This is a genomic window from Shewanella sp. MEBiC00475 (assembly GCF_005234075.1).
GTDB classification, from domain to species: domain Bacteria; phylum Pseudomonadota; class Gammaproteobacteria; order Enterobacterales; family Shewanellaceae; genus Shewanella; species Shewanella polaris.
Genome location: NZ_CP039928.1, coordinates 4,368,671 through 4,394,387, shown reverse-complemented (window position 1 = coordinate 4,394,387; position 25,717 = coordinate 4,368,671). Strand labels below are relative to the sequence as shown.

Annotated in this window: 19 protein-coding genes and 1 pseudogene; 8 read left to right on the top strand and 12 right to left on the bottom strand. The window is 41.0% G+C overall.

Annotation, left to right across the window (positions count from 1 at the left end; genetic code table 11):
• Positions 1–174: 174 nt before the first annotated feature.
• Positions 175–804 (top strand): rhombosortase, encoded by a 630-nt coding sequence (gene rrtA, locus FCN25_RS19455; RefSeq protein WP_137227016.1) that lies wholly within the window; start codon positions 175–177, stop codon positions 802–804.
• Between the two features lie 78 nt (positions 805–882).
• On the opposite strand, the gene FCN25_RS19450 is transcribed toward rrtA, so the two are convergent.
• On the bottom strand, positions 883–1,494 hold the full coding sequence (locus tag FCN25_RS19450) for a hypothetical protein (RefSeq protein WP_137227015.1): 612 nt from the start codon (positions 1,492–1,494) through the stop codon (positions 883–885).
• 300 nt (positions 1,495–1,794) lie between these two features.
• On the opposite strand from FCN25_RS19450, the gene FCN25_RS19445 reads away from it, so the two are divergent.
• The 3 genes from FCN25_RS19445 to FCN25_RS19435 all read left to right on the top strand — a co-directional run bounded on the left by FCN25_RS19445 (position 1,795) and on the right by FCN25_RS19435 (position 3,928).
• On the top strand, positions 1,795–2,433 hold the full coding sequence (locus tag FCN25_RS19445) for a hemolysin III family protein (protein ID WP_254693796.1): 639 nt from the start codon (positions 1,795–1,797) through the stop codon (positions 2,431–2,433).
• A gap of 114 nt (positions 2,434–2,547) precedes the next feature.
• Positions 2,548–2,892 (top strand): MGMT family protein, encoded by a 345-nt coding sequence (locus FCN25_RS19440; RefSeq protein ID WP_137227013.1) that lies wholly within the window; start codon positions 2,548–2,550, stop codon positions 2,890–2,892.
• Positions 2,893–3,094: 202 nt separating this feature from the next.
• A complete protein-coding gene (locus FCN25_RS19435; RefSeq protein WP_254693795.1) occupies positions 3,095–3,928 on the top strand; it encodes a DUF3108 domain-containing protein in 834 nt (277 codons plus the stop codon).
• On the opposite strand, the gene FCN25_RS19430 is transcribed toward FCN25_RS19435, so the two are convergent.
• A complete protein-coding gene (locus FCN25_RS19430; protein WP_137227012.1) occupies positions 3,914–4,690 on the bottom strand; it encodes a class II glutamine amidotransferase in 777 nt (258 codons plus the stop codon). The genes FCN25_RS19435 and FCN25_RS19430 overlap by 15 nt on opposite strands.
• A 259-nt stretch (positions 4,691–4,949) precedes the next feature.
• On the opposite strand from FCN25_RS19430, the gene fadE reads away from it, so the two are divergent.
• Positions 4,950–7,397 carry an acyl-CoA dehydrogenase FadE gene (gene fadE / locus FCN25_RS19425; RefSeq protein WP_137227011.1) on the top strand — a complete coding sequence of 816 codons (2,448 nt, stop codon included), beginning with the start codon at positions 4,950–4,952 and terminating at the stop codon, positions 7,395–7,397.
• A gap of 91 nt (positions 7,398–7,488) precedes the next feature.
• Positions 7,489–7,917, top strand: coding sequence for a PaaI family thioesterase (locus FCN25_RS19420; protein WP_137227010.1), 429 nt, complete (start codon positions 7,489–7,491; stop codon positions 7,915–7,917).
• 197 nt (positions 7,918–8,114) lie between these two features.
• Here the strand turns inward: FCN25_RS19420 and FCN25_RS19415 are convergent.
• The 4 genes and pseudogenes from FCN25_RS19415 to dapA form a co-directional block, all read right to left on the bottom strand.
• Positions 8,115–11,209: pseudogene (locus FCN25_RS19415) on the bottom strand (efflux RND transporter permease subunit).
• Complete coding sequence (locus FCN25_RS19410; protein WP_137227009.1) at positions 11,206–12,288, bottom strand: efflux RND transporter periplasmic adaptor subunit; 1,083 nt, start codon at positions 12,286–12,288, stop codon at positions 11,206–11,208. Before FCN25_RS19410 ends, FCN25_RS19415 begins: the two are co-directional and overlap by 4 nt.
• Positions 12,289–12,799: 511 nt before the next feature.
• Entirely contained in the window at positions 12,800–13,897 is a 1,098-nt protein-coding gene (gene bamC, locus FCN25_RS19405; protein WP_137227008.1) for an outer membrane protein assembly factor BamC, read from the bottom strand.
• A gap of 4 nt (positions 13,898–13,901) precedes the next feature.
• Positions 13,902–14,786 (bottom strand): 4-hydroxy-tetrahydrodipicolinate synthase, encoded by an 885-nt coding sequence (dapA, locus tag FCN25_RS19400; RefSeq protein ID WP_137227007.1) that lies wholly within the window; start codon positions 14,784–14,786, stop codon positions 13,902–13,904.
• Between the two features lie 282 nt (positions 14,787–15,068).
• Between dapA and FCN25_RS19395 the strand changes: the two genes are divergently transcribed.
• The gene (locus tag FCN25_RS19395; protein WP_137227006.1) at positions 15,069–15,605 is read left to right on the top strand and encodes a glycine cleavage system protein R; all 537 of its coding nucleotides are present in this window, start codon (positions 15,069–15,071) and stop codon (positions 15,603–15,605) included.
• A gap of 86 nt (positions 15,606–15,691) precedes the next feature.
• Entirely contained in the window at positions 15,692–16,159 is a 468-nt protein-coding gene (gene bcp, locus FCN25_RS19390) for a thioredoxin-dependent thiol peroxidase (protein ID WP_137227487.1), read from the top strand.
• Positions 16,160–16,251: 92 nt separating this feature from the next.
• Here the strand turns inward: bcp and FCN25_RS19385 are convergent, their stop codons facing one another.
• From FCN25_RS19385 to FCN25_RS19360, 6 genes are all read right to left on the bottom strand, one after another.
• The gene (locus tag FCN25_RS19385) at positions 16,252–18,438 is read right to left on the bottom strand and encodes a sodium:proton antiporter (protein WP_254693686.1); all 2,187 of its coding nucleotides are present in this window, start codon (positions 18,436–18,438) and stop codon (positions 16,252–16,254) included.
• Between the two features lie 472 nt (positions 18,439–18,910).
• A complete protein-coding gene (prpF, locus tag FCN25_RS19380; protein WP_137227005.1) occupies positions 18,911–20,080 on the bottom strand; it encodes a 2-methylaconitate cis-trans isomerase PrpF in 1,170 nt (389 codons plus the stop codon).
• Positions 20,081–20,169: 89 nt separating this feature from the next.
• Complete coding sequence (gene acnD, locus FCN25_RS19375; RefSeq protein WP_167496007.1) at positions 20,170–22,761, bottom strand: Fe/S-dependent 2-methylisocitrate dehydratase AcnD; 2,592 nt, start codon at positions 22,759–22,761, stop codon at positions 20,170–20,172.
• A gap of 87 nt (positions 22,762–22,848) precedes the next feature.
• Positions 22,849–23,973: a 2-methylcitrate synthase gene (gene prpC, locus FCN25_RS19370; RefSeq protein WP_137227003.1), complete on the bottom strand. Its 1,125-nt coding sequence runs from the start codon at positions 23,971–23,973 to the stop codon at positions 22,849–22,851.
• Between the two features lie 104 nt (positions 23,974–24,077).
• On the bottom strand, positions 24,078–24,956 hold the full coding sequence (prpB, locus tag FCN25_RS19365; RefSeq protein WP_137227002.1) for a methylisocitrate lyase: 879 nt from the start codon (positions 24,954–24,956) through the stop codon (positions 24,078–24,080).
• Positions 24,957–25,010: 54 nt separating this feature from the next.
• The gene (locus tag FCN25_RS19360) at positions 25,011–25,655 is read right to left on the bottom strand and encodes a GntR family transcriptional regulator (protein WP_137227001.1); all 645 of its coding nucleotides are present in this window, start codon (positions 25,653–25,655) and stop codon (positions 25,011–25,013) included.
• Between the last annotated feature and the right edge of the window lie 62 nt (positions 25,656–25,717).

Below are 25,717 nucleotides of genomic sequence, written 5' to 3'. Positions count from 1 at the left end.
AAATTGGTTTGGTGACTGCAGCAAAAAGGTAATTATTCATCTCATATGGCGATGTTTTACGGCGAAACCAAAGACAACATAGTTAACCATACGAATTTTTAATGTTACTGTTCACACAGAGTCTTTGGTTTACATTATTCTGACTGAGATTTTACGGTTCATGTTGAGGTTAATTTGCTAAAACACAAAACACCCACTGTTAGTCTTTATCATATTGTCGTGGTGATCAGCCTTATTTGTATAGGGCTGTTTGCTGCAGAACTCCCCTCGCCTGCATTTTTACCAATAGACCAGTATTTTAGTTATCAATACGATGCAATTGCTCATGGGCAAGTTTGGCGATTGATGACTGGTAATCTACTACATACTAATGTATGGCATTTACTGATGAATTTAGCAGGATTCTGGGTCATCATTTTTCTGTATGACATTCACTTTAAGCGAAATCCCGGTAATTTGATGCTGCTTTTTGTCAGTTTATGCCTGTTAGAAGGAATTGGTTTATATCTGTTTTACCCCAATTTAAAAGCCTATGTAGGCTTAAGTGGTTTATTACATGGGTTATTTGTATTTGGTGCGATAATGGATATCCGCAAAGGTTACCGCTCAGGTTACTTACTGTTTATTGGTGTCATTTTAAAAGTCGCTTATGAACAATATTTTGGTGCCAGTGACAGTATTACACATTTGATTAATGCCCGAGTCGCCACTGAATCCCATCTTGTTGGCTTGGTGAGTGGTATAATATGTGCCATATTTTGGTCGATGCTTGTCAAGCGTCTAAAATACAACAAACTTAGTTAGACTATCAATGTTAATAAATTAGTTATGTATTTCATTAATACAAACGTGAACAGTGTTGATATTAAGTCTGTCACTGATTTAATCTTTCTTGGAATTCGTTTTAGGCGCGACTTCTGAAGTTTCAACTTCAGCTTCGTTAGATTGTTCAACTGCGCTTGATTGTGCTCGCTCAACTAACTTATCGTATTCTGTTTGAGTAATTAAATAGCTTTTCAAAGGCGGTAATGGTGTTGCCGAACTTGGTTTAATTGGCATATTTTTGATACCACTGATATCAACTCTGCCAAATATCAATGCTATAGAGATAATGAACACGTGTACTAAAATAACTATGATAAAAATATGTTTATTACCAGTGAATTTAGTTCTGAGTTTTGCTGTGAATCTTTGCAAAAAGTGACCATCTTGAGTGGGATGTTCCGAGAGCAATAAAAGTTCATTGTTGTTAGTGGTGTTATCAATAGTGCCCGTAAATTGCAGTTGAATTTCATCAGCGACATGTTGTTGATAATCTTGTAATTCTTTTGGGTCTACGGCTACCTCATCTGACTCAATAAACGGTGTCACATCTTTGTCAAAAATGATGCTATCGCAATTGTCTTGCTTCCCTGCTTTGTTATCCCAAGCAGGTGCGTCATTACTGGAAGTTGCAGATTGATGCAGATGGGAATGTTTATTTTTTTCAGACATAAAGACTAATCTGCTAAGAATTATCGTTTAAGTATAACCTCTACATCCTCTTTGAGTAACAGCTAATTTGTACATTTAATAAAGTCTGTGCATTAATAAACTCTTATACAATGTTATAAATAGACTCAATATTAAACCTACATTATCGACCAATAAATTTGAGCTTACACGTGTACACCTAATTATAGCTATTTAGTTTCGAGACTGATAGACTAGTGTTGCTCAAAATCCAATCAGCGTTATTTACAGGATATTATGAACTCACCATCAAACACTTCAATACCCCAGCATTCGGCTACAATGTCCTCTGGTTCAGATTACGGTTATACAGAAGAAAAAGCCAATGCGATTTCACATGCATTAGGTGTTATGGCGGGCATTATTGGTTTAATCCTGATGCTAATTAAAGCACCCGATAGTTTATCTTTTGTGCAAATGGCTGGTGTAACAATTTATGGCATTAGCATTATTGTTTTGTTTCTTGCTTCTACTTTATATCACTCTAGCAAAAGCGCACTGTGGCGCAAACGGTTTAAAATGGCAGATCATTGTGCTATTTATACCTTAATTGCCGGCACTTACACCCCTATGATGCTCATCAGTTTACAAAGCTCACGGGCCACTATTGTACTTTCCGCCATTTGGTCATTAGCGTTAGCAGGAATAATATTTAAGACATTGTTTATCGGTCGTTTTAAAGTCTTTAGTGTGGTGCTCTACTTAGTGATGGGCTGGTTTTGTGTCGCTGTAATGGGCGATTTAAAAACTCATATGAACGATTTAGGCTTAAATTTACTCATTATTGGGGGGTTATTTTATAGTCTCGGAGTGATTTTCTATGTAGGTAAACGCATTCCGTATAACCATGCAATTTGGCATTTATTTGTACTAGGTGGCGCATTTAGTCATTTTTTATGTATTTATCTTACAGTGCTATAATTCAACAATATCGTTATCACTTCTAAAAAATTGCGGTTGTACTAAAGCCGCTATTTTTCTATTATCTATTGCTAATAAACTGCTAAATGATTTATAAACGCTATTGGAAACCCCATGACACAAATGCCTCCCATGGAACGAATATGGTTTATTGTTAATCTTATCCCTGAAGGCACCGTGTTACCTTACGGAATAGTGGCAGATTTAGCCGGCTTACCTGGCCGAGCACGTTATGTATCAAGAGCATTAAAATTAGCGCCTAAAACGCTGGCGCTTCCGTGGCATAGGGTCATTAATAGTCAAGGTAAGATATCATTCGAAAAATACTCTGAACCTTTTCAAACTCAGCTAGAATTATTAAGGTTAGAGGGTATTAAAGTGAACGCAGGCAAAATTTTGTTGTCTCAATATCAATGGAAACCCGATCTTGCCACCTTGGTAATGACATTACCCTTTTAATCTCAGACTGTTAACTATTTTCATACTTAAAGGTAACTGCACATTGGTCAATAATTTAACTCGCTTACTCACGTTAATCTTGTGTATTAGCCCTGCTATTAATGCACAGGCTGACAATCAGCAACAGCAGATTGTCGATGCTGAGTCGACGGCTCAATTAGCTACGGCGGAAAAGACTATTATTGCAGAGCAGCATCAACAAGTGACTCCCTCATTGCTATTAAGTGACGTTGAACAAGCTGCTATCTTATCGCCACTCACAGCCCACACGGCTCAATACAAGGTGTTTTATGGCAGCATCGAATTAGGTGTGGCCAATTACCGTTTACCAGCTACTGATAGTGGTTTTTACAGTTACCATTTTGACAGTGATGTCAGTCTATTTGTGTTATCAGATCAGCGTCATCTTACCAGTGAATTTACCTTAGAAAACGGCAAACTGGTACCATTTCGCTACATTCAGGAACGAACCGGAACGGGTAGTGATTACACCGAGCAGACAGCCTTTGCAAAAGCACAACAGTTCATTCACACCATATACAAGGAAGATGCATTAAAACTGCCTTATGAAGACAAAGTATTTGACCCTTTAATGGTGCAATTGCAATTTAGAATGGATCTCGCCGCCAATATTAGGCCATTAGATTATAAAATGGTGAAAGAAAAAGAAATTGATGACTATCAATTTAGAGTCATAGGCAAAGAACAAGTTGTGCTCGACAGTGGTACCTACGATACAGTAAAAGTTGAAGTTGTACGCGACAGCACTAAAAGGCAAACATTTTTCTGGATGGCACCTGATTTAGCCTATTTACCAGTACGATTAAGTCATTTTTCAAAAGGCAGCAAGCAGCTGGATATTCAGTTAGCGAGCTACCAATTTGAACAACCATTGCCCCCGATGACGCCAGCATTGATCGATGGCCCAAACCCTGGAAGGTCAACAGCTGCCGGACAACTCACTTCAGAGGTTGAAAATGAAACCGGCATCAGTGAGTCAGAACTAGAGCAAATTAAAATGTTAGCTGCGGATTAATTCACCTTTCCTGAAAAGTTTCCATTCACCTGGATTTAACACAACCCAATTTTCATTATTGGTTAATGGCCTGGTTGCAATAACAGTCACCACATCATTGGGTGTGGTTTCTTTGCTAAAATCAATCACAACATCAGTGTCAATTAGTGTTGCTTTGCCAAACGGAGCTCGGCGTGTAATATGGCATAAATTGTTAGTACAATAAGCCATTAAATCAACGCCATTACTCAATAGCATATTAAATACCCCTAGCTGGCGTATTTCATCTGCTAACCCTGCAATATAGTCGAATACCGCATCTAGGTCGTCTGGTTCTTGCTCGCCAAATTGTTTTACAACCGATTCTAAAATCCAGCAAAAGGCCAATTCGCTGTCTGTGTCGCCAACAGGCTGAAAACGCGACACCTTAAATTTATCGAGATAACCGGTTAATTGGCCATTGTGTGCATAAGTCCAATATCGCCCCCATAACTCCCGACTAAACGGATGAGTATTAACTAAAGACACGCAACCACGATTAGCCTGACGAATATGACTGATCACGATTTCGCTTTTAATTGGATATGACTTAATGAGCTCAGCTATATGCGATTCGCTACTAGGACAAGCATCCTTAAAAGTACGATTACCCTTACCTTCATAAAAACTAATTCCCCAACCATCAACATGAGGACCAGTTACACCGCCGCGTTCAGCTAACCCAGTAAAACTGAACACAATATCTGTTGGTACATTGGCACTCATCGCCAGTAACTCACACATTAAGCTTGCCTTTATTGTTGTTTAATCGAGCAAATCTGACCAAATTTACTTAGTCGAACGTATTGTATCTACTATGCTTATTAAGTGGAATATTTCAAACACACAATTATTTAAACAATTGTTTGAAAAATACTTGTAATCGAGGCGTCATAAGGTTAACTTTTACGTGACACAGGTCTGACCACGGGCTTTATTGTGAATAAGATCAACAATAAATAAGCTATTTTGGCCTATAAAAATAGCTTTAAGGAGAAGTACAGTGACCACCCTACTTTGGATCATCGCGATGATCTTTGTGCTCGGCGCTATGGCATACCTAAGAGTATCGCTATTATCGACAACGATTGCTGCTGCAATTGTATTAGTCGTCGGTAGCACAATGGATATTATTGGTGTAATCGCATGGATAGTATTCCTTGTTATTGCACTTCCACTAAATATTAAATCATTCAGACAGAATTTTATCAGTCGACCACTGCTTAAAGTTTATCGCGGCATTATGCCTGAAATGTCTACTACTGAAAAAGAAGCCATTGAAGCAGGTACCACTTGGTGGGAGGCTGATTTGTTTGCCGGTAACCCTAACTGGAGCAAACTGCATAATTACCCTAAAGCACGCTTAAGTTCAGATGAACAAGCCTTTTTAGATGGCCCTGTTGAAGAAGTGTGTAAAATGCTTAATCAACACCAAGTCTCACACGTGCTTGGTGACTTGCCGCAAGATATTTGGCAATTCCTTAAAGATAACGGCTTCTTTGCCATGATCATTAAGAAGAAATACGGTGGTTTAGAATACTCAGCTTATGCTCAGTCTTGCGTACTTCAAAAACTAGCAGGTGTCAGCAGCGAACTCGCTTCAACAGTAGGTGTTCCTAACTCGTTAGGCCCTGGTGAACTATTACAACACTATGGTACTAAAGATCAGCAAGATCATTACTTACCCCGTTTAGCTCAAGGTTTAGAAGTGCCATGTTTTGCACTTACAAGCCCAGAAGCAGGTAGTGATGCCGGTTCTATCCCAGATTTTGGTGTGGTATGCAAAGGTGAATTCCAAGGCGAAGAAGTGCTTGGTATGAAACTAACGTGGAACAAACGTTACATCACCTTAGCGCCTGTTGCTACTGTATTAGGTCTTGCATTCAAACTGCGTGATCCAGAACATTTATTAGGTGACAAAGAAGAGTTAGGCATCACTTGTGCGCTTATCCCTACTGACATTCCAGGTGTTGAAACTGGTCGTCGTCATTTCCCATTGAACTGTATGTTCCAAAATGGACCAACACGCGGTAACGAAGTGTTTGTGCCATTAAGTTTCATCATTGGTGGACCAGAAATGGCCGGCCAAGGTTGGAGAATGTTAGTTGAGTGTTTATCTGTAGGCCGTGGGATTACTTTACCTTCAAACTCAGCTGGTGGTGTTAAAACAGCTGCTGTTGCTACAGGTGCTTATGCTCGTATTCGTCGTCAATTTAAATTACCTATCGGTAAGTTAGAAGGCATTGAAGAGCCAATGGCACGTTTAGGCGGTAATGCTTACCTTATGGACGCTGTGGCGACATTAACCACTACCGCGATTGATTTAGGTGAAAAGCCATCGGTTGTTTCAGCCATCGTTAAGTTCCATTTAACCGACAGAATGCAGAAGTGTATTATTGACGCAATGGACATTCACGGTGGTAAAGGTGTTTGTCTTGGCCCGAATAACTACTTAGGCCGTGGCTATCAAGCAGCACCGATTGCTATTACCGTTGAAGGTGCCAACATTCTAACCCGTTCAATGATCATTTATGGACAAGGCGCAATTCGCTGTCATCCATATGTTTTGGCCGAAATGGAATCAGCATTTGATACTGATGCTAGCCGTGGTCTAGACAACTTTGACTCTGCTATATTCGGTCATATTGGTTTTGCAACGTCTAACTTTATACGTAGCTTCTGGATGGGATTAACCTCATCTTATTTCACCAATAGCCCTTACTCAGATAAAACCAAGCGTTATTATCAACAGATGAATCGCTTCAGTGCTAACTTAGCATTGTTATCTGACTTAGCGATGGCAACATTAGGTGGCAACCTAAAACGTAAAGAACGTATTTCTGCACGTTTAGGTGACTTATTAAGTCAACTGTACCTAACTTCAGCAACGTTAAAGCGTTATGAAGATGATGGCCGTTTAACTGAAGATTTACCTTTAGTGCAATGGGCTGTTGAAGATTCATTATACAAGCTACAAGATTCATTAGACGACTTACTTAACAACTTCCCTATGGGTTTAGGTATTGCGCTCCGTGCTGTTATCTTCCCGTTTGGTCGTCCAATTAAGCGTCCGAGTGATGTATTAGATCACAAAGTGGCTAAAATCATGCAAACCCCTTGTGCTAGCCGAGACCGTTTAGGTAAAGGCCAGTTCTGGACTGCATCTGAGTTCAATGTTGTGGGCATCCAAGAGCAAACGTTCAAAGATATCCTTGCAGCAGAGCCACTGTATGACAAAGTCTGTAAAGCTGCGGGTAAGCGTCTGCCATTTATGTGGTTAGACAAAGTTGCTGCAGAAGGTAAAGCGCTTGGTGTGTTAAGCGACAGCGAAATCGCTTTACTTGAACGAGCTGAAATTGGTCGTCTTAAATCAATTAACGTTGATGACTTTGATCCCGATGAGCTTCGTGCGCAACTTGCACCTAAAGCAAAGCAAGAAAAAGCAGCCTAGCTGTTCAGGCTAATTAGCCTAACTAAAAAGGGTAAAGCGCAAGCTTTACCCTTTTTTATCTCTACAGTTTAATGATGTTGGAAGGACAATAATGAAACATTTAAGCGGATTACAACTGATGCAAGCCATGCTAAATGGCGATTTCCCTGCCCCTTCGATTACGCAAACCATACCGATGAAAGCCATTGAGGTGAGTGAAGGCGCTGTGACTTTTGAAGCCCATGCCGATGAACGTCATCTTAATCCTATGGGTGGTGTTCACGGAGGCTTTGCAGCAACGGTTATGGACACAGTAACTGCCTGCGCTGTTCATTCAGCACTTCCGGCTGGTGTCAGTTATTCAACCATTGATTTAAACGTTAAAATGGTTCGTCCTGTTCCACAAAATCAGCGTTTAATCGCAAAGGGAAACTTAATGAACTTATCTAAATCTTTAGGTATTTCTGAAGGGACATTAACCACTGAAGACGGTAAATTATTAGCTACAGCAACAGCAACCTGTCTTATTCTTCGTTCATAGATAGTTGGGTAAACTCTTATCTTTTACGCTGTGCTATGGACTAAAGCGACTATAATGCTGATTACACTAATGATGTACTCAACACTGTCGTGCAGTACAAGACTTATTGTTGAAAGCATAATAACCTCCTTATAAAATATAACAAAAAAGCCAGTCATATGAATGACTGGCTTTCTAATTTGGAATTATCAATAAAACTAATCTTCCTGTAACTCTATTTCTAGCTGTTTTGCTACTGTTTCTGGTGAGCTACTATTGCGGGCAAACAAACTATAAGCAACAGGAATAACGATTAAGGTAAAAAATGTCGCCAGTAAAATTCCTGACAATACCACCACCCCAATAACAAAACGTGTTTCAGCTCCAGCCCCAGACGCCATCACCAACGGAATAGCTCCCGCTGCTGTGGTAATACCGGTCATAAGGATAGGTCTTAAGCGTTGCGTTGAAGCTTGTAAAATAGCTTGTTGAAATTCAACACCACGGTCACGTAGTTGATTTGAGAATTCAACAATCAAAATGCCATTTTTAGCGGCTAACCCTACCAGCATGATAATACCGATTTGACTGTATATATTGATACTTTGATCTGTTAACCATAAACCTACCAGCGCACCCAAGGTTGCCAGTGGTACCGTGAGCATGATCACCATAGGGTGAACATAACTTTCAAACTGCGCAGCCAATACTAGAAATACAATACCCAAAGCAAGTAAAAAGACAAAGTTCATTGAATTACCCGACTCTTGGTAATCCAACGATGGTCCTTTATAGCTGATAACCGCTTCTGCAGGCAAATAAGTTGAAGCAAGATCATTGAGATAATCTAACGCTTCACCCAGAGTATAATCATCTGCCAAATTGGCCTCTAAGGTAATAGCACGCATTCGATTATATCGATTTAACGAACTTGCATCGGCAAACTCTTCCACCGTAACCAAGTTTGATAATGGGATTAGCTCTTGTGAGCGATCCGAGCGAACATAGAGGTTTTCCATATCAGTGGCTGTGTTTTGATTATCACGATTACCTTCCACTATCACATCGTACTCTTCACCATCGCGCATAAAAGTGGTGACTAAACGAGATCCCAGCATTGACTCTAATGTTCTGCCAACATGAGAAATTGATACGCCTAAATCCGCCGCCCGTTCACGATCTATCACCACACGTAATTGAGGTTTAGTTTCTTGATAATCGTGATCTAAACCAATGAGCTTATGATTTTCTTTCGCTTTTTCCAGCATGATGTCACGCCATTCGGCTAATTCTTCGTAGCTTGGCCCACCAAGTACAAACTGCACAGGTTTTCCTACACCTCGTCCAAATGCTTGGCGCATAATAGGAAACGCTCTTATGCCAGCCAAATCTGCTAATCGGCCGCGTATATCGCCAATAATTTCGTTAGCGCTACGACGTTCATTCCAATCTTCTAATACAATAATGGCCATGCCATTTGAAAAATCAGACCCAGCCCCAAAACCACGTGGTGCGCGGATCAATAACCGCTTAATATCACCACTCTCAACCAAAGGCATTAAGCGCCCTTCCACTTCGTCCATGTATTTCTCTATGTACTCAAAGCTAGCACCTTGAGGTCCATTCACGATTAAAAACATCGAACCACGGTCCTCTTGAGGGGCAAATTCTTGGGGAATTTTATTGAGTAAATATCCACTCAGAGCAAAAGCAATAAGCACAACTAACGACACCAATACAGGGCGTTTCATCCCCGTTTTTAGACTGGCTAAATACCAGCCAGATAAAGTTGTCATCATTTTATCGATTTGTTTAACTAACCAAGGATCTTGCTCAGCAGGCTTGAGTAATTTAGAACACATCATTGGCGTAAGTGTTAGTGCGACAATACTCGAAAATATCACCGCGGCACTCATAGTGACGGCAAACTCTTTAAACAGCTTACCTAAATCGCCCTCTAAGAAAGTAATGGGCATAAACACAGCAACCAATACCAAAGTGGTTGCCACTACGGCAAAAGCCACTTCACGCGCCCCCAGAAAAGCTGCTTTAAGTGGTGAGTCACCTTCTTCAATACGTCGATGAATGTTTTCTAACATGACAATTGCATCATCAACCACCATACCAATAGCTAGGATCATCGCCAGTAAGGTCAATAGATTGATGGTGTACCCTAACGCATAAAGTACGATAAACGTGGCTAACAAAGACACTGGAACGGTAATGGCAGGAATTAACATTGCCCTTACAGAGCCTAAGAACAGATAAATCACTATAATAACTAAAATCATCGCAATAAATAGGGTTTGATATACCTCGTCAATCGATGCTTCAATAAATACCGAGCTGTCGTATGCACGTTTAATTTCCATACCTGCTGGTAATGTTGGATTAAGTTTATCGACTAAGGCATTGGCAGCTCGCGCCACTTCAAGAGTATTAGCAGTCGACTGCTTACTGACACCTAAGCCAATCATCGATTCTGTATTGCCCCTAAAGATAATACGTTCTTCTTCGGAGCCTATTTCAACTTTAGCCACATCACCCAGTTTTACTAAATACCCGTCATCTCCTTCAGTGATCACTAAGTTAGAAAAATCCTCAGCAGTTTTAAATACTCGGTCTAAACGCACGGTAAAATGACGGTCTTTTGATTCTATCGAACCTGCGGGTAATTCAACGTTTTCAGCACGAAGCGCGGCTTCAACATCTGACACAGTTAAGTTACGCGATGCTAACGCTTGGCGATCAATCCAAATCCGTAAGGCGTACACCTTACCGCCACCTAAACGCAAGGTTGATACACCATCAATAACCGAGAAACGGTCAACTAAATAACGATTGGCGTAATCGGTTAACTGTAAGATATCCATTTGATCGGAGACCAAATTCAGCCACATGATAACTTCATCACTGCCGTTTGCTTTAGAAATCGATGGCGCGTCAGCTTCTTCAGGGAGCTGCTCTAGTAAACTAGAAATACGATCACGAACATCATTTGTAGCGGCTTCAATATCACGATTAATATCAAATTCGATGGTGATATTTGAACGGCCATCACTACTTGATGAACTAATATGACGAATGCCTTCAACACCACTAATTTTGTCTTCAATTAGCTGGGTGATGCGGCTTTCGACCACTGAGGCACTCGCACCACGATAACTGGTTTCTACAGAAACTATGGGGGATCGATATTCGGATATTCACGTAACGGCAATTTACCAAAAGACACTAAACCTAATACAATCAGCAATATACTAATAACTGAAGCTAATACAGGTCTTTTAACCGATAAGTCAGTTAATATCATGCTGACGTCTCCATACCTTCAACCTGTACAAACTTAAAGTTTTCAGCTTGCTGTACCTTAACTTCATCATCTGGACGAACCTTCAAAATACCACGGATAATCACTTGCTGGCCAACTTCAAGACCTTGAGTAATTTCAACCCAACCGCGAGTACGCGTGCCTAAGGTGACTTGTTGCTGTACGACTTTATTGTCTTCGTTAACAATATAAACAAAATGTTTGCTTTGAATAGGGATAATAGCGGCTTCGGGTAATAACAGTGCCTCACGGCTTTCTTTTATTAATTTCACTTTCATCAACATACCAGGAAACAAACTGTAATCATCATTTGGCATAACGGCACGCACAATGACCGCTCGAGTAGCCGGATTGACGCGACTGTCAATAGACGTCACCACGCCTTTAAATATCCGGTCTGGGTAGGCAACGGCTCTAGCTTCTACTAATTTACCTGGCTGCAATTCCTGAATAAATCGTTCTGGTACAGAAAAATCTAATTTGATTTTGCTGACATCATCTAAGGTACTAATTTGCTCTCCAGGAGTGACTAAACTGCCGACACTGACTTGGCGTAAACCGAGTTTCCCCGCAAATGGTGCTTTAATGACTCGGTCATTTAACGCAGCTTTAGCTTGCGAGACCTCTGCACGAGTGGTGTCAATTAAGCTTTGCAAACGGTCGCGTTCTAATTCTGCAATGGTTTTACTGGTTACCAGTGAGCGGATTCGATCTAATTCTCGTAGGTTTTCAACAAGTTTAATTTCAGTGACAGCCAATTTAGCTTTATGTTCGTCATTTCTTAATTGTACTAACAACGCACCTTTTTCAACCAAATCACCGTCTTTGAAATTTATTTGAGTGATTATGTCGGTGACTTTAGATGTAACAATGATGGATTCAAAGGCTTTACCTGTACCTAAAGCTTGTACTTCATCTCGAATAGGCATAATTGCCGCTTTGGCGACGACGACATTAGGGATAGGTCTCGGACGTTTAACCATTGCCTCTTTAGGCGACATTAAATAGTAAGCCGACAATGAAGCTAATGCGATGGCAATCAGTATGATTATCTTTTTCATTTGTAAGTCCGTAGGCATTGAAGCCTAAATGAATTCTATGTTTGATTATTAAGTTACTGTAATTGTACTTAGCAATGAATCTACATCAAGTCGTTTTACTTTTGCTTACAAATTACCAACATAGTAAACAGATAGTGTATTTTATTTTAATATGCATTTATTTAGATAAATAATTACTATCTATGCAAAAAACAGCACCTATATGCATATTTAAAATAAAATGGTTATGTTAAGAGATAATTACCGACACATGTTGTGACAAATAGCTAACATAAGCAGATTAAGAACATGGAAGCTCAGCATGACTACATGCCAATTAAGCAGATGAACGCATTAATCACCCAATGTTTAAGACGATTCATTTGTATAAATTAATGATTGTGACTAATTGACATATTAAGTGTATTGACTGTCAATATGAGAATGGTTTAAACCGATGATAGGCTATATATAAAATAAAAAAGAGACGCTCAATGCGTCTCTTTTTAGTAAAACGAGTTAATCGAAAAGTTTAACGCACTTTACGGTCTTCTTGCATTAAATCAGAAATAATATTGTACACTTCGGTAACTGACTCATCTGATAACGGTTTGTCTTCTAAATCATGTAATAATATTTTGGTCTGATCGACATTATCGGTTTCTTTAAGCATCAAACGATAACTGCCTTTTTTCAATGACAATTTTTCTTCGCTCCACAAAGAGCTCCAGAAACCACCACTTTCTTGCAAGTTAATGTAAAACAAACCTTCGCTCTTGTTCATGTCAACAACATCGAAACCCATTTCCGGTAACACGATACGTAAACGATCCCATACCGAATTAAAGTTTGCATCAGCTAACCAATAAGCAGGTTCTGTAGGATTAGTCATTAAATCAACTTTAATACCTAAGCTTTTTTGAATGCGAGCAGCTCGAATAGCTTGATCTCGTTTTATGCTCATATAAGCAATGGCATTATTCAGCATATCGGTGGTGTAACGACGTTTGTCTTCACCACTTAATAATATTTGTTGATCTTTATCATCGTAAAATTCTTGATGTTCAACCAAATCAATCGATACAAAGCCAGAACGTCCATGAGGTTTCACATCAACCTGATAACGGTAACGTTGACGAAGTTGATATACCTTATCGCTACTCCACCAGTTAGATTCAATGATTTCATCATTTTCAATCCAATCGGTTTCAATAAAACCAGCATCATAATCTTCATTACGAATAGCAATATTATTTTTAGCTAAATAACCATCGATAACATCAAAGATTTCTTGTTTTAAATCAGTGGTACTTTCAATTGATTCTATCACCACTCGAATGTTATCACTGCTTTCTTCTATATGTGTGCCTTCTGCCATTGGCAATACTTGCAATGGTGCACGTATATCAAGATTTTTACCCACTAACTGTTTATTAACGTCTTTACCCACAGCAGGAATATCATACTCTTTGCTATAAGTCGGTGTGTTCAAACCCTCTGGAATAGTCAGTAATGGTATAGATTCAGCATTAACAAATTCATCAGAACCGTTGGCTTGACGGCGATCTAATGGTGTACTGCAAGCTGAAACAGCTGCAACTAGTAGTAACGGAGTGACTTTCTTCAACATGAATTTATTCTACCTCAATATCAGCTTGTTTCATTGTTTCTATTAACAGACCATGAAACTGCTCAGAAAGTTCAGTTAAAGGTAAACGGATATGACCATTAGCTATCAAGCCCATACGATGAACAGCCCATTTGACTGGGATTGGGTTCGCTTCACAAAATAAAGACCGATATATTCCGGTTAATGGCTTATCAATTTTTGCAGCTAATTGTGCATTGTTGGCTATCGCCGCGTCACACATTGCTTTAAAAGCACGTGGCACAATATTATTTGCGACGGAAATTATGCCATCACCACCCAGCAACAAAAACTCACGAGCAGTCGCATCATCACCACTGAAAAGTAAGAAGTCATCACCACATAATTCACGTAAACGTGCCACACGGCTTAAGTCACCAGTGGCTTCTTTAACACCAATAATATTACTCACAGTTGACAATTCAGCGACAGTTTCAGGCTTCATATCCACGGCGGTACGACCTGGTACATTATAAAGAATTTGCGGAATATCAGTACTTGCAGCAACGGCCGTATAATGGGCAATCAATCCCTTAGGCGTTGGTTTATTGTAATAAGGTGTCACCCCAAGCATCGCAACAATACCTGAGTTTTGCATTGATTTAGTTAAATCAATTGCTTCTGCAGTGGCATTGGCACCATTACCACCAATAACCGGAATGCGACCTGCTGCAAACTTAACCGTTTGACTAACCACATTGGCATGTTCTTTCATTGGCAAAGTCGCTGACTCGCCAGTAGTACCGACAGCAACAATAGCATCAGTACCTTGTTCAATATGAAACTCAACAAGTCTTTCTAGGCTTGCATAATCTACTGTGCCATCACTGTTCATTGGAGTGATTAAGGCTACGATGCTTCCGTTTATCATCTATCTTCCCCACGGTTTCAGGATTCGCTATGTTACTGATGCCAACCAATAATGACAAGCTCTACGGTAACCATAATCTGAAATAAGTCATTTAAGATATTTATTGCCACGTAACCTAGCATCTTTAATGCCATAGAGCTAAAAAATAATCACATTTATGTGAGTGATATAGGTTACTATATTGAGGTGTTTTAGTGAAAAATGATAGCATTAACACCCCACCAAAACTTATATACTTTGCATAAGTTTTCGCTCTACGATATCAACAAGTGAGGAAAATCCATGACCAATTATCTGGTCGTTACGGCAATGGGCGCAGATCGTCCGGGATTAGTCAGTCGTTTAGCGCGTTTAGCAAGTGAATGTGATTGCGATATCGTCGACAGTCGTATGGCATTATTTGGTAATGAATTTACCCTAATTATGATGATATCAGGCTCTTGGTCTGATATAACAAAAATTGAAAGCTTATTACCCAGTTTGAGTGTCGAGCTTGAGCTCATGACGGTAATGAAGCGAACCGCTAAACATACCCCTGAGAACTTTGTTTCTCGTATTGAAGTGATTTTCAATGGCGAAGACCAGCGCGGTACCATGAAAAGTATCACTCAGTTCTTGGCCGACAGGGGACTTGATTTAGCCGCTGTACGTTCTCACGCTGATGACAATAATAATCTTAAAACTCAATCGATTATATTAGCCATAAACATTCCCGACAAAGTGAATTTATTGAAACTTGAACAAGGTATATATGAACTGGCCGAATCAATGTCTTTAGAGTGCACAATCAAGCGCATGCAAGGCATTGCAATAGAATAACCTTAGAGAGTAATGAACTTTATCGCTAAAGTTGACGTAATAAGGTCGATGACATAAAGGCATAACGATCAGATAAAGGAAACATGATGAACACATTACAAGTTGGCGACGTAGCGCCAAAATTTACCCTACAGAATCAAGCTGGTGAATCAGTCTCTTTACAAGACACACTCACTAAAGGCCCTGTTTTAGTGTACTTTTATCCTAAAGCCTCTACTCCAGGTTGTACAGTACAAGCACAAGGTCTACGCGACATTAAAGCCCAGCTTGATGAGCAACATGTCACAGTGTTTGGCATCAGCCCAGATCCAGTAGCAAAGTTGGCTAAGTTTGCGGCAAAGCAACAATTAAACTTCACATTACTCAGTGATGAAGACCATGCTGTTGCTGACGCATTTGGGGTATGGGGCGAGAAAAAGTTTATGGGTAAAATTTATGACGGCATTCATCGTTTAAGTTTTATCGTCGGTACTGATGGCAAAATTAGCCATGTACTTAACAAGTTCAAAACGAAAGATCATCACGAAGTTGTATTAGCAAGCTTAGAAAAATAAGCTGCTATTTAGCTTGATAACGCGTAATAAAAAGGCTTAGCAATTTGCTAAGCCTTTTTATTACAAACAACTCCACTCAAGTCAGTTAATCATTAACTCTCTTTTGGTGAATTGTCATTTTCAGTAGTCTTGCTATCGTCGGCCATAGTATCGTCAGCTTTATCATCCGCCACAGTATCTGGCTCTTTAACATCGTTAACGGTTGCAGCTTTTTTCGCTTTCACTTCGGCAGCTTTGATTTTTGCTAGTTCTGCAGCTTCTTGTTTAATTAATGTAGCTTCTTCATCAGCTAATAAGCGGGCTTTTTCTTCAGCTTCAAACTGTGCCAATTCTTCTTCTCTACGTTGTGCTTTATCAATGGCACGTTGCTCAGCTTCTTCTGCTTCGCGTACAGCTCTTGCTTCAGCGGCCGCCTTAGCTTCAGCGTCGGCCAATGCTTTGGCTTGGCGATCGGCCTCTTCATTTAATTCACGTTGAATAATTGCCTGTTCTTGCGCTTCCTGAGGCAACAAACTAATTAACTCTATCCCCACAGGTAGATTAACGGTTTCAGCACCAGATATCACTTTCACTTTACCTTCTTTGGTTAAGTAAACCAACGGCAATGCAGTTTCACCATAGCGACTCTTGAAATGTTCGAAGGTAAAGTTTTCGGTAATATTAGTGATTTTTAATACTGCACCTTTTGCCATTAAACTGGCAATTTTGGCGTAAGATATATTCTCACCAAACAAAGATAAGCGCTTTAGATAAGACTCTGACAACTGATGACGAGCGCTAGCGCTGTCACCATTGTTTAAACCATAGACCTTTTCTGATCCCAATAAATCTTGGAAGTGAAAAGTCACCAACGGATTTAACTGACGGTAAGGAGACATCACTAATACTCGGCCAATGCCACTTGAATCCATATAATTAGCAGCATGCTCTGAAGCTGGATTACCAAAATAAACCGGAATATTTTTCATTCGCGCTTCACGAATACTGTCCCAGTTATTATCCGCTAAAATGACTTTAATGTTTTTAGATATCAAAATTGAAGCCAATTCACGTGAAAATTTAGATGCCCCGAAAATCAATAAACCTTGATTAGAACCATCCTTTACGCCTAAATACTTAGCCCAGCGACCCGCGGTTAAACTTTGAATCACCACGGTTCCGATAATAATCAAGAATACTAAAGGTACAATTGAACTCGCACCTTCTAAACCAACTGATTCTAATTTGATCGCAAATAACGATGAAATGGCCGCAGCAACAATACCGCGAGGGGCAACCCAACTTAAAAACCACTTATCTTTTGACGTTAAATTGGTACCTAAACCAGAAATCCAAATGCTTAATGGACGCGCAATAAACATCGCAATTAATAGAACCCCTAGACCACCAAAACCAAGATCTATCATTGCATTAGAGTCTAATCTTGCGGCGAGTAAAATAAATAATGCCGAAATTAATAATACTGTTAGCGTCTCTTTAAACTCGAGAATATCGGCTATATCGACACCGCGCATGTTCGCTAACAAAATACCCATTACAGTCACAGTTAATAAACCAGACTCTTCTTGAAGAATATTTGAACCAACAAATACACCAAGCATGATAGTCAGTACCGCGGTATTAAGCAGGTAATGCGGGAATAAGTTTTTACGAATCGATAAACCCGTTAAATAACCCGCAGCCGCGCCTAAGCCAAAACCAAGCAGTAAAGTTAGACCCAGTGCATGTAGCACGTGCGAAGTAGGATCGGCAGTGACAGCGATATACTCAAAGACTAATACCGCAAGTAAGGCACCGATGGGGTCAATAATAATACCTTCCCAACGTAAAATGCTGGCTAAATTGGATTTTGGTTGCACGGTACGTAACATAGGCACAATCACTGTCGGCCCTGTTACTACCACTAACGCACCAAATAACATCGCAATTGCCCAGTCAAAACCAAGCAGATAATGTGCAGCAGGCGCAATACAGGCCCAAGTGATAAAAGCACCTATGGTAACGAGGTGAGTCACCATTCTGCCGTGATCTTTAATTTCTTTAAAGTTGAGCGTCAATGCCCCTTCAAACAAAATGACCGCAACACCTAACGAAATAATAGGAAACAACAAATCGCCAAAGATCTCATCAGGATCGAGGATCCCTAACCCTGGCCCTAACAATAATCCACACAATAAAAGTGGTAAAATTGCGGGTAGACGTAATTTCCAACCCACCCATTGACACAAAAGTGATAGCACGCCGATTAAAGCCAGCATACCTGTAATGTGTTCAACCATAATCATTTCCTTTTGTATTGCTCTCATTGCCCATCACTGACACTAAAAAGCAATGTGGCTTAATTTAATATCCAACTCTAAATGCAGTCAGCATAATTGTTGGTATGCCAAGCTGATTTAGTAAAATAATCAATAGCAATTAATCACTATTATTCATCCGTTTGATTTTTTATTACATCATAAATAACCCATCGTTATATGACGTTTGTATGTCAGCGCTTAAAAACATTGTTCAACAAATATGGCTGACAAAATTCAGCATATAACATACTAATTTAACCAAGGGATCAAGACTTTTTTGACCAATATCACATTTTATACCATTTAAACGTTAGATGAGTAAATATCTGATTTAAATGAGCAAATAGTCCTATAACCATACACCCTAATCGTTTGTTTTTTAGCTTCAATTCGCTCAGAAACAAAAAAACCTCAGCTTTTGCTGAGGTTTTTATAAGCATAAACCGCGATATTATTGAGGAATTCGTACCTTACCTTCCATTAATACTCGTGCACTACGGCTCATGATGGCTTTTTTAACCTGCCATTGACCTTGCACTAATTCTGCTTCTGCTCCCACTCTAAGCGTGCCAGAAGGATGACCGAAGCGAACGGCTTTACGTTCACCACCACCGGCAGCCAAATTAACTAATGTGCCAGGGATAGCGGCTGCAGTGCCAATCGCCACCGCTGCGGTTCCCATCATCGCATGATGCAGTTTACCCATAGACAATGCCCGCACGACTAGATCGATATCGTCAGTATTAACCGCTTTACCACTGGATGAAATATAATTCGCAGCAGGTGCAACAAAGGCCACTTTAGGGGTATGTTGACGAGCTGCAGCCTCATCAATATGGTCGATCAAGCCCATTTTTACTGCACCATAAGCACGAATGGTTTCAAACATGGCTAAGGCTTTATCATCATTATTAATGTCATCTTGCAACTCAGTACCTTGATACTGAATATCTGCTGCATTAATGAAAATCGTTGGAATGCCCGCATTAATCATGGTGGCGTTAAAGCTCCCAACGCCTGGCACGTCAAGTTTATCGACCACGTTACCTGTGGGAAACATAGCGCCGTCACCGTCAGCAGGGTTTAAAAACTCCACTTGCACTTCAGCTGCGGGAAACGTCACACCATCAAGTTCAAAATCACCGGTTTCTTGTACTTCACCATTGGTAATAGGGACATGAGCAATAATGGTTTTATGAATATTAGCTTGCCAAATACGCACGATTGCGGTGCCATTTTCAGGCACTCGGCTTGGATCGATTAAACCATTACTAATTGCAAATGATCCCACCGCTGCGGTTAAATTACCGCAGTTTCCGCTCCAGTCGACAAATGGTTTATCAATCGAGACTTGACCAAATAAATAGTCAACATCATGATCAGCTTGAGTACTTTTGGATAAGATAACTGTTTTACTGGTACTTGACGTTGCTCCGCCCATGCCATCGGTATGTTTACCGTAAGGATCGGGACTGCCAATAACACGTAGTAATATTGCATCGCGGGCAGCGCCAGCCACTTGAGCGGCTGCAGGCAAGTCAGTCAAACTGAAAAATACCCCTTTACTGGTGCCGCCGCGCATATAAGTCGCTGGAATTTTAATTTGTGGTAAATGAGCCATCACATATTCCTAAAATAACAAAAGACCAAACCGGCAAGCCATAAATAAGCTTATAAGCTGCCGGTTAAATAAGGCACAAAATCACATGATTACTTGGTTTCGTTGGCTAAAAAGTCCTGAGCAAAACGTTGTAATACACCACCAGCTTCATAAATTGACAATTCTTCGGCAGTGTCAACACGACACTTAACCGGAATAGTCACTTGCTCACCGTTTTTCCGGGTCATAATAACTTGTAACATTGCACCCGGCTTACGTTCACCAACCACATCATAGGTTTCGGTACCATCAATATGATAAGTATGACGATTATGGCCTGCAGTGAACTCAAGCGGTAATACGCCCATACCCACCAAGTTAGTGCGGTGAATACGTTCAAAGCCTTCAGCAACAATCACTTCTACCCCTGCAAGACGCACGCCTTTGGCCGCCCAGTCACGTGACGAACCTTGGCCATAATCCGCACCAGCGATAATAATCAGTGGCTGCTTACGTTCCATATAGGTTTCAATCGCTTCCCACATGCGGGTCACTTTGCCTTCAGGCTCAACACGCGCAAGTGATCCTTGTTTAACCTTACCGTTTTCTTGAACCATTTCGTTAAACAATTTAGGGTTAGCAAACGTGGCACGTTGCGCAGTTAAGTGATCGCCTCGATGAGTGGCATAAGAGTTAAAGTCTGCTTCTGGCAAACCCATTTTGTGTAAATATGCTCCAGCAGCACTGTCGAGCATAATCGCATTGGATGGTGATAAATGATCTGTGGTGATGTTGTCACCCAACACAGCTAATGGACGCATACCTTTCATGGTGCGCTCACCCGCCAAGGCTCCGTCCCAATAAGGTGGGCGGCGAATATAAGTACTTTGTGGACGCCAATCATATTGTGGATTTACGTGGCTGCCATACTCGACTTTAATGTCGAACATTGGTTCATAGACTTTACGGAATTGTTCAGGCTTAACGCTTGCTTTAACAACTGCATCAATTTCTTCATCGGTTGGCCAAATGTCTTTCAACGTAACCGCTTGGCCTTGATTATCGATGCCTAAGATATCTTTTTCAATATCAAAACGAATCGTACCAGCAATGGCGTAAGCAATAACCAAGGGTGGTGATGCTAAAAATGCTTGTTTGGCATAAGGATGAATACGACCGTCAAAGTTACGGTTGCCCGACAACACCGCAGTGGCGTATAAGTCGCGATCAATTACTTCTTGTTGAATCACCGGATCGAGCGCGCCGCTCATGCCGTTACACGTGGTACAGGCAAAACCGACAATGCCAAAACCTAAGTTTTCAAGTTCAGGTAACAACCCCGCTTCTTCTAAATACAATTGTACTGCTTTAGAGCCTGGCGCAAGTGATGATTTCACCCAAGGTTTACGTAATAAACCACGAGCATTAGCATTGCGAGCCAATAAACCTGCGGCAATCATGTTGCGTGGGTTACTGGTGTTAGTACAACTGGTAATGGCTGCAATAATCACAGCACCATCGGGCATTTTACCGGGTTCGTTTTCAACCACGCCACTAATGCCACGAGCGGCTAATTCTGATGTGGGTACGCGATTATGTGGGTTTGACGGCCCAGCAATGTTACGCCCAACAGAAGATAGATCAAAATGCAGTACCCGTTCATAAACTACGTTTGTTAAGGTATCAGCCCATAAACCCGCTTGCTTTGCATAGGTTTCGACTAATTTAACTTGCTCGTCGTCACGACCGGTTAGCGTTAAGTAATCAATAGTTTGTCTATCAATATAAAACATCGCGGCGGTGGCACCGTATTCTGGCGTCATGTTCGTAATGGTCGCGCGATCGCCAAGGGTTAAATGGGTAGTCCCTTCGCCATAAAACTCTAAGTAAGATGACACAACTTTTTGCGCACGAAGATATTCTGTTAACGCTAGTACTATATCGGTTGCTGTAATGCCCGGTTGCGGCTTACCCGTAACCTCTACACCAATAATATCTGGCAGACGCATGTAAGATGCACGGCCGAGCATGACGCTTTCAGCTTCTAAACCGCCAACACCAATGGCAATCACGCCTAATGCATCTACATGAGGTGTATGGCTGTCGGTGCCGACTAAGGTGTCAGGAAATGCAACACCGTTTTGTGCATGCACCACAGGTGACATACGCTCTAAGTTAATTTGATGCATGATGCCGTTACCTGGTTGGATAACATCAACATTTTTAAACGCCGTTTTAGTCCAATTGATAAAGTGAAAACGGTCTTCATTACGGCGGTCTTCAATGGCACGGTTTTTTTCAAAGGCGTCTTTGTCAAAACCCGCATATTCTACCGCTAATGAATGATCGACAATCAATTGAGTCGGTACTACGGGATTTACTTTTGATGGGTCACCGCCTTTTTCAGCAATCGCATCACGCAGCCCCGCTAAATCGACTAATGCGGTTTGGCCTAAAATATCGTGACAAACCACGCGAGCCGGATACCACGGAAAATCGAGATCACTTTTGCGCTCAATCAATTGCTTTAAGGAATCAGTAAGCGTCTCTGGCGAACAACGACGCACTAGGTTCTCGGCAAACACGCGAGAACAATAAGGAAGCTTGGCAAAGGCACCAGGCTCAATTGCATCAACAGCCTCTTGGGTGTCAAAATAATCTAATTGGGTGCCAGGTAAGGCTTTACGGTATTGAGTATTCATAACTTCATCCACAATAAATATGAAAGTAATAAGCGCTAATCTATATCGAAAAAAACCGAGTCATCATAATGAGACTCGGCAAACTGATTAACGTTGGCTAATAGGCACCACTTTACGAGGCTCACTTCCCACATAATCTGCACTTGGACGAATAATACGGTTATTCGAACGCTGCTCCATCACGTGTGCAGCCCAACCCGTTAAACGTGAACAGACAAAAATCGGCGTAAACAATTTAGTCGGAATACCCATAAAATGGTAAGCAGAAGCATGGAAGAAGTCTGCATTACAAAATAGCTTTTTGGTGTCCCACATAAACTCTTCACAGGCGACTGAAATGTCGTATAAAGAAGTATCGCCGTTTTCGTGAGCCAGTTTTTCAGACCACTTCTTAATAATCACATTACGTGGATCAGACACACTGTAAATAGCATGGCCAAAGCCCATGATTTTTTCTTTGCGCTCTAACATCGATGCCATCTGTTCTTTAGCGTCTGCTGGTGAGCTAAACTTTTGGATCATATCCATCGCCGCTTCGTTAGCACCACCGTGTAGTGGACCACGTAAAGTACCAATCGCACCAGTAACACAAGAATACATATCAGATAATGTTGAGGCACATACACGCGCGGTAAAGGTTGATGCGTTGAATTCATGCTCAGCATACAAAATCAACGACACATCCATTACCTTACGATGCATTTCTGACGGCGTTTCACCACGAAGTAATTTGAGGAAATGACCACCCAAAGAATCTTCATCTGTGGTGCAATCAATTTCTACGCCGTCATGAGTATAACGGTACCAATAACACATGATGGCCGGGAATGCGGCTAATAAGCGGTTTGCCGCTTTGTGTTGCTGAGTGAAATCGACTTCTGGCTCAAGATTACCTAAAAACGAGCAACCCGTTCGCATTACATCCATTGGATGTGCATCAGCAGGAATAAGTTTTAATACCGACTTAAGAGCATCAGGTAAATCACGCTGTGCTTTTAATTCGGTTTTGTAAGCACTTAACTGAGCTTGGTTTGGTAACTCACCATTAAATAATAAATAAGCGACTTCTTCAAAGGTAGCGTTATCGGCTAAATCAGAGACATCGTAGCCGCAGTACGTTAGGCCTGAACCTGATTTACCAACAGTACATAATTTTGTTTCGCCAGCACTCTGACCGCGTAATCCTGCGCCTGATAATTTCTTGTCTACCATGATATTTCCCTTCTTTTGCTTTTCGCGATTTAGCACTGCTAAATCGCGGTTGTAGGCTATTGTTATTTTAGTTGTAATCGAGTCTTATTGTTGTACTGAGGCTGCTATTTATTTTTGCCTTCCGCAAACAAACTGTCTAATTTTTGTTCATAATCGTGATAACCAAGATAGTCGTATAAATCCATACGAGTTTGCATGGTATCAACCACTGCTTTTTGGTCGCCATCGGTTAAAATTGCGCTGTAAACATTTTCAGCTGCTTTGTTCATCGCACGGAATGCACTCAATGGGTACAACACCATTGCAGCGCCCCACTCACCTAATTGTTGCTTATTCCATAATTCAGTTTGGCCAAATTCAGTAATATTAGCCAAAATAGGCACATCTAAAGCCTCAGCAAAGGCGCGATAATGCTCTTCTGTTTGAATCGCTTCAGCAAAAATACCGTCAGCACCCGCTGCCACATACGCTTTAGCGCGTTCAATAGCGGCTTCTAACCCTTCTTGAGCAAACGAGTCAGTGCGCGCCATGATGAAAAAGTCAGGATCGGTACGGGCATCAACGGCTGCTTTAATCCGATCGACCATTTCTTCTACTGGGACAATTTCTTTATTTGGGCGATGGCCACAACGCTTTTGTGCCACTTGGTCTTCCATGTGTACCGCTGCAGCGCCGGCTTTTTCCATGTCACGAATGGTTTTGGCAATATTAAATGCCCCCCCCCAACCCGTATCAATATCCACCAGCAAAGGTAAATCACAAGCTGAAGTAATACGCTGCACATCAACAAGCACATCAGTTAGTGATGTCATGCCTAAATCGGGTAAACCATAAGAAGCGTTAGCCACGCCGCCGCCAGATAAGTAAATCGCTTGATGACCAATTTGCTTTGCCATCATGGCGGCATAAGCATTAATGGTACCGACAATTTGCAGTGGTTTGTTGTTAGCTAATGCTTGACGAAATTTTTTACCTGCACTCATGATATTTCCCTCTATGCAATTAAGACCGTGGACAATAACGCCACAGATAAGTCGTTACGATAATTTATGTTCAATACTGTTTTTAGAATACATAATGTGGCGGCGCATCAGCATTTCGGCTAATTCTGCGTCACGATTTAAAATGGCCTGAACAATGTGTTTGTGTTCATCATAGGCAGTTGTCACACGAGGACCCGCCATGCCAAGTTGCACCCGATACATGCGCACTAAATGATAAATGCCATCAAACAACATTGAAATTAGGTGTTTGTTTTTACTGCCTAAAATAATCCGATAATGAAAATCAACATCGCCAGCTTCTTGGTAATAAGACTTGCCACCTTTAACTTCATCAAAGTGAGATTGTAATAAAGCACTTAAATCAGCAATTTCGTTATCACTCATATTTGTCGCCGCTAAACGTGCCGCCATACCTTCAAGTGATTCACGAACTTGATACAGCTCTATCAACCCTTGTGGAGATAACGCAACCACACGAGCCCCTACGTTGGCTTTTCGCTCAACAATATGGCACGACTCTAATCGGTTAATGGCTTCACGGATCACGGCTCTACTCACGGCATACTTTGTCGACAATTCAGTTTCGCTCAATTTAGAGCCGGCCTGAATACGACCTTCGACTATATCGTCTCTAAGGGCTACAAAGGTCTTATCTGCAGAAGTAATCGGCTGGTTCATGCTTGTATCCTAGGCATTTAAAATTGATCTATCACAACAAGTTGTCGACAATATAACACCTG

Coding starts and splice junctions, on each gene's coding strand:
- FCN25_RS19450 (WP_137227015.1), bottom strand. CDS start 1,494: ATGTCTGAAAAAAATAAACATTCCCATCTGCATCAATCTGCAACTTCC.
- FCN25_RS19445 (WP_254693796.1), top strand. CDS start 1,795: ATGTCCTCTGGTTCAGATTACGGTTATACAGAAGAAAAAGCCAATGCG.
- FCN25_RS19440 (WP_137227013.1), top strand. CDS start 2,548: ATGACACAAATGCCTCCCATGGAACGAATATGGTTTATTGTTAATCTT.
- FCN25_RS19430 (WP_137227012.1), bottom strand. CDS start 4,690: ATGTGTGAGTTACTGGCGATGAGTGCCAATGTACCAACAGATATTGTG.
- FCN25_RS19420 (WP_137227010.1), top strand. CDS start 7,489: ATGAAACATTTAAGCGGATTACAACTGATGCAAGCCATGCTAAATGGC.
- FCN25_RS19410 (WP_137227009.1), bottom strand. CDS start 12,288: ATGAAAAAGATAATCATACTGATTGCCATCGCATTAGCTTCATTGTCG.
- bamC (WP_137227008.1), bottom strand. CDS start 13,897: ATGTTGAAGAAAGTCACTCCGTTACTACTAGTTGCAGCTGTTTCAGCT.
- dapA (WP_137227007.1), bottom strand. CDS start 14,786: ATGATAAACGGAAGCATCGTAGCCTTAATCACTCCAATGAACAGTGAT.
- FCN25_RS19395 (WP_137227006.1), top strand. CDS start 15,069: ATGACCAATTATCTGGTCGTTACGGCAATGGGCGCAGATCGTCCGGGA.
- bcp (WP_137227487.1), top strand. CDS start 15,692: ATGAACACATTACAAGTTGGCGACGTAGCGCCAAAATTTACCCTACAG.
- FCN25_RS19385 (WP_254693686.1), bottom strand. CDS start 18,438: ATGGTTGAACACATTACAGGTATGCTGGCTTTAATCGGCGTGCTATCA.
- prpF (WP_137227005.1), bottom strand. CDS start 20,080: ATGGCTCATTTACCACAAATTAAAATTCCAGCGACTTATATGCGCGGC.
- acnD (WP_167496007.1), bottom strand. CDS start 22,761: ATGAATACTCAATACCGTAAAGCCTTACCTGGCACCCAATTAGATTAT.
- prpC (WP_137227003.1), bottom strand. CDS start 23,973: ATGGTAGACAAGAAATTATCAGGCGCAGGATTACGCGGTCAGAGTGCT.
- prpB (WP_137227002.1), bottom strand. CDS start 24,956: ATGAGTGCAGGTAAAAAATTTCGTCAAGCATTAGCTAACAACAAACCA.
- FCN25_RS19360 (WP_137227001.1), bottom strand. CDS start 25,655: ATGAACCAGCCGATTACTTCTGCAGATAAGACCTTTGTAGCCCTTAGA.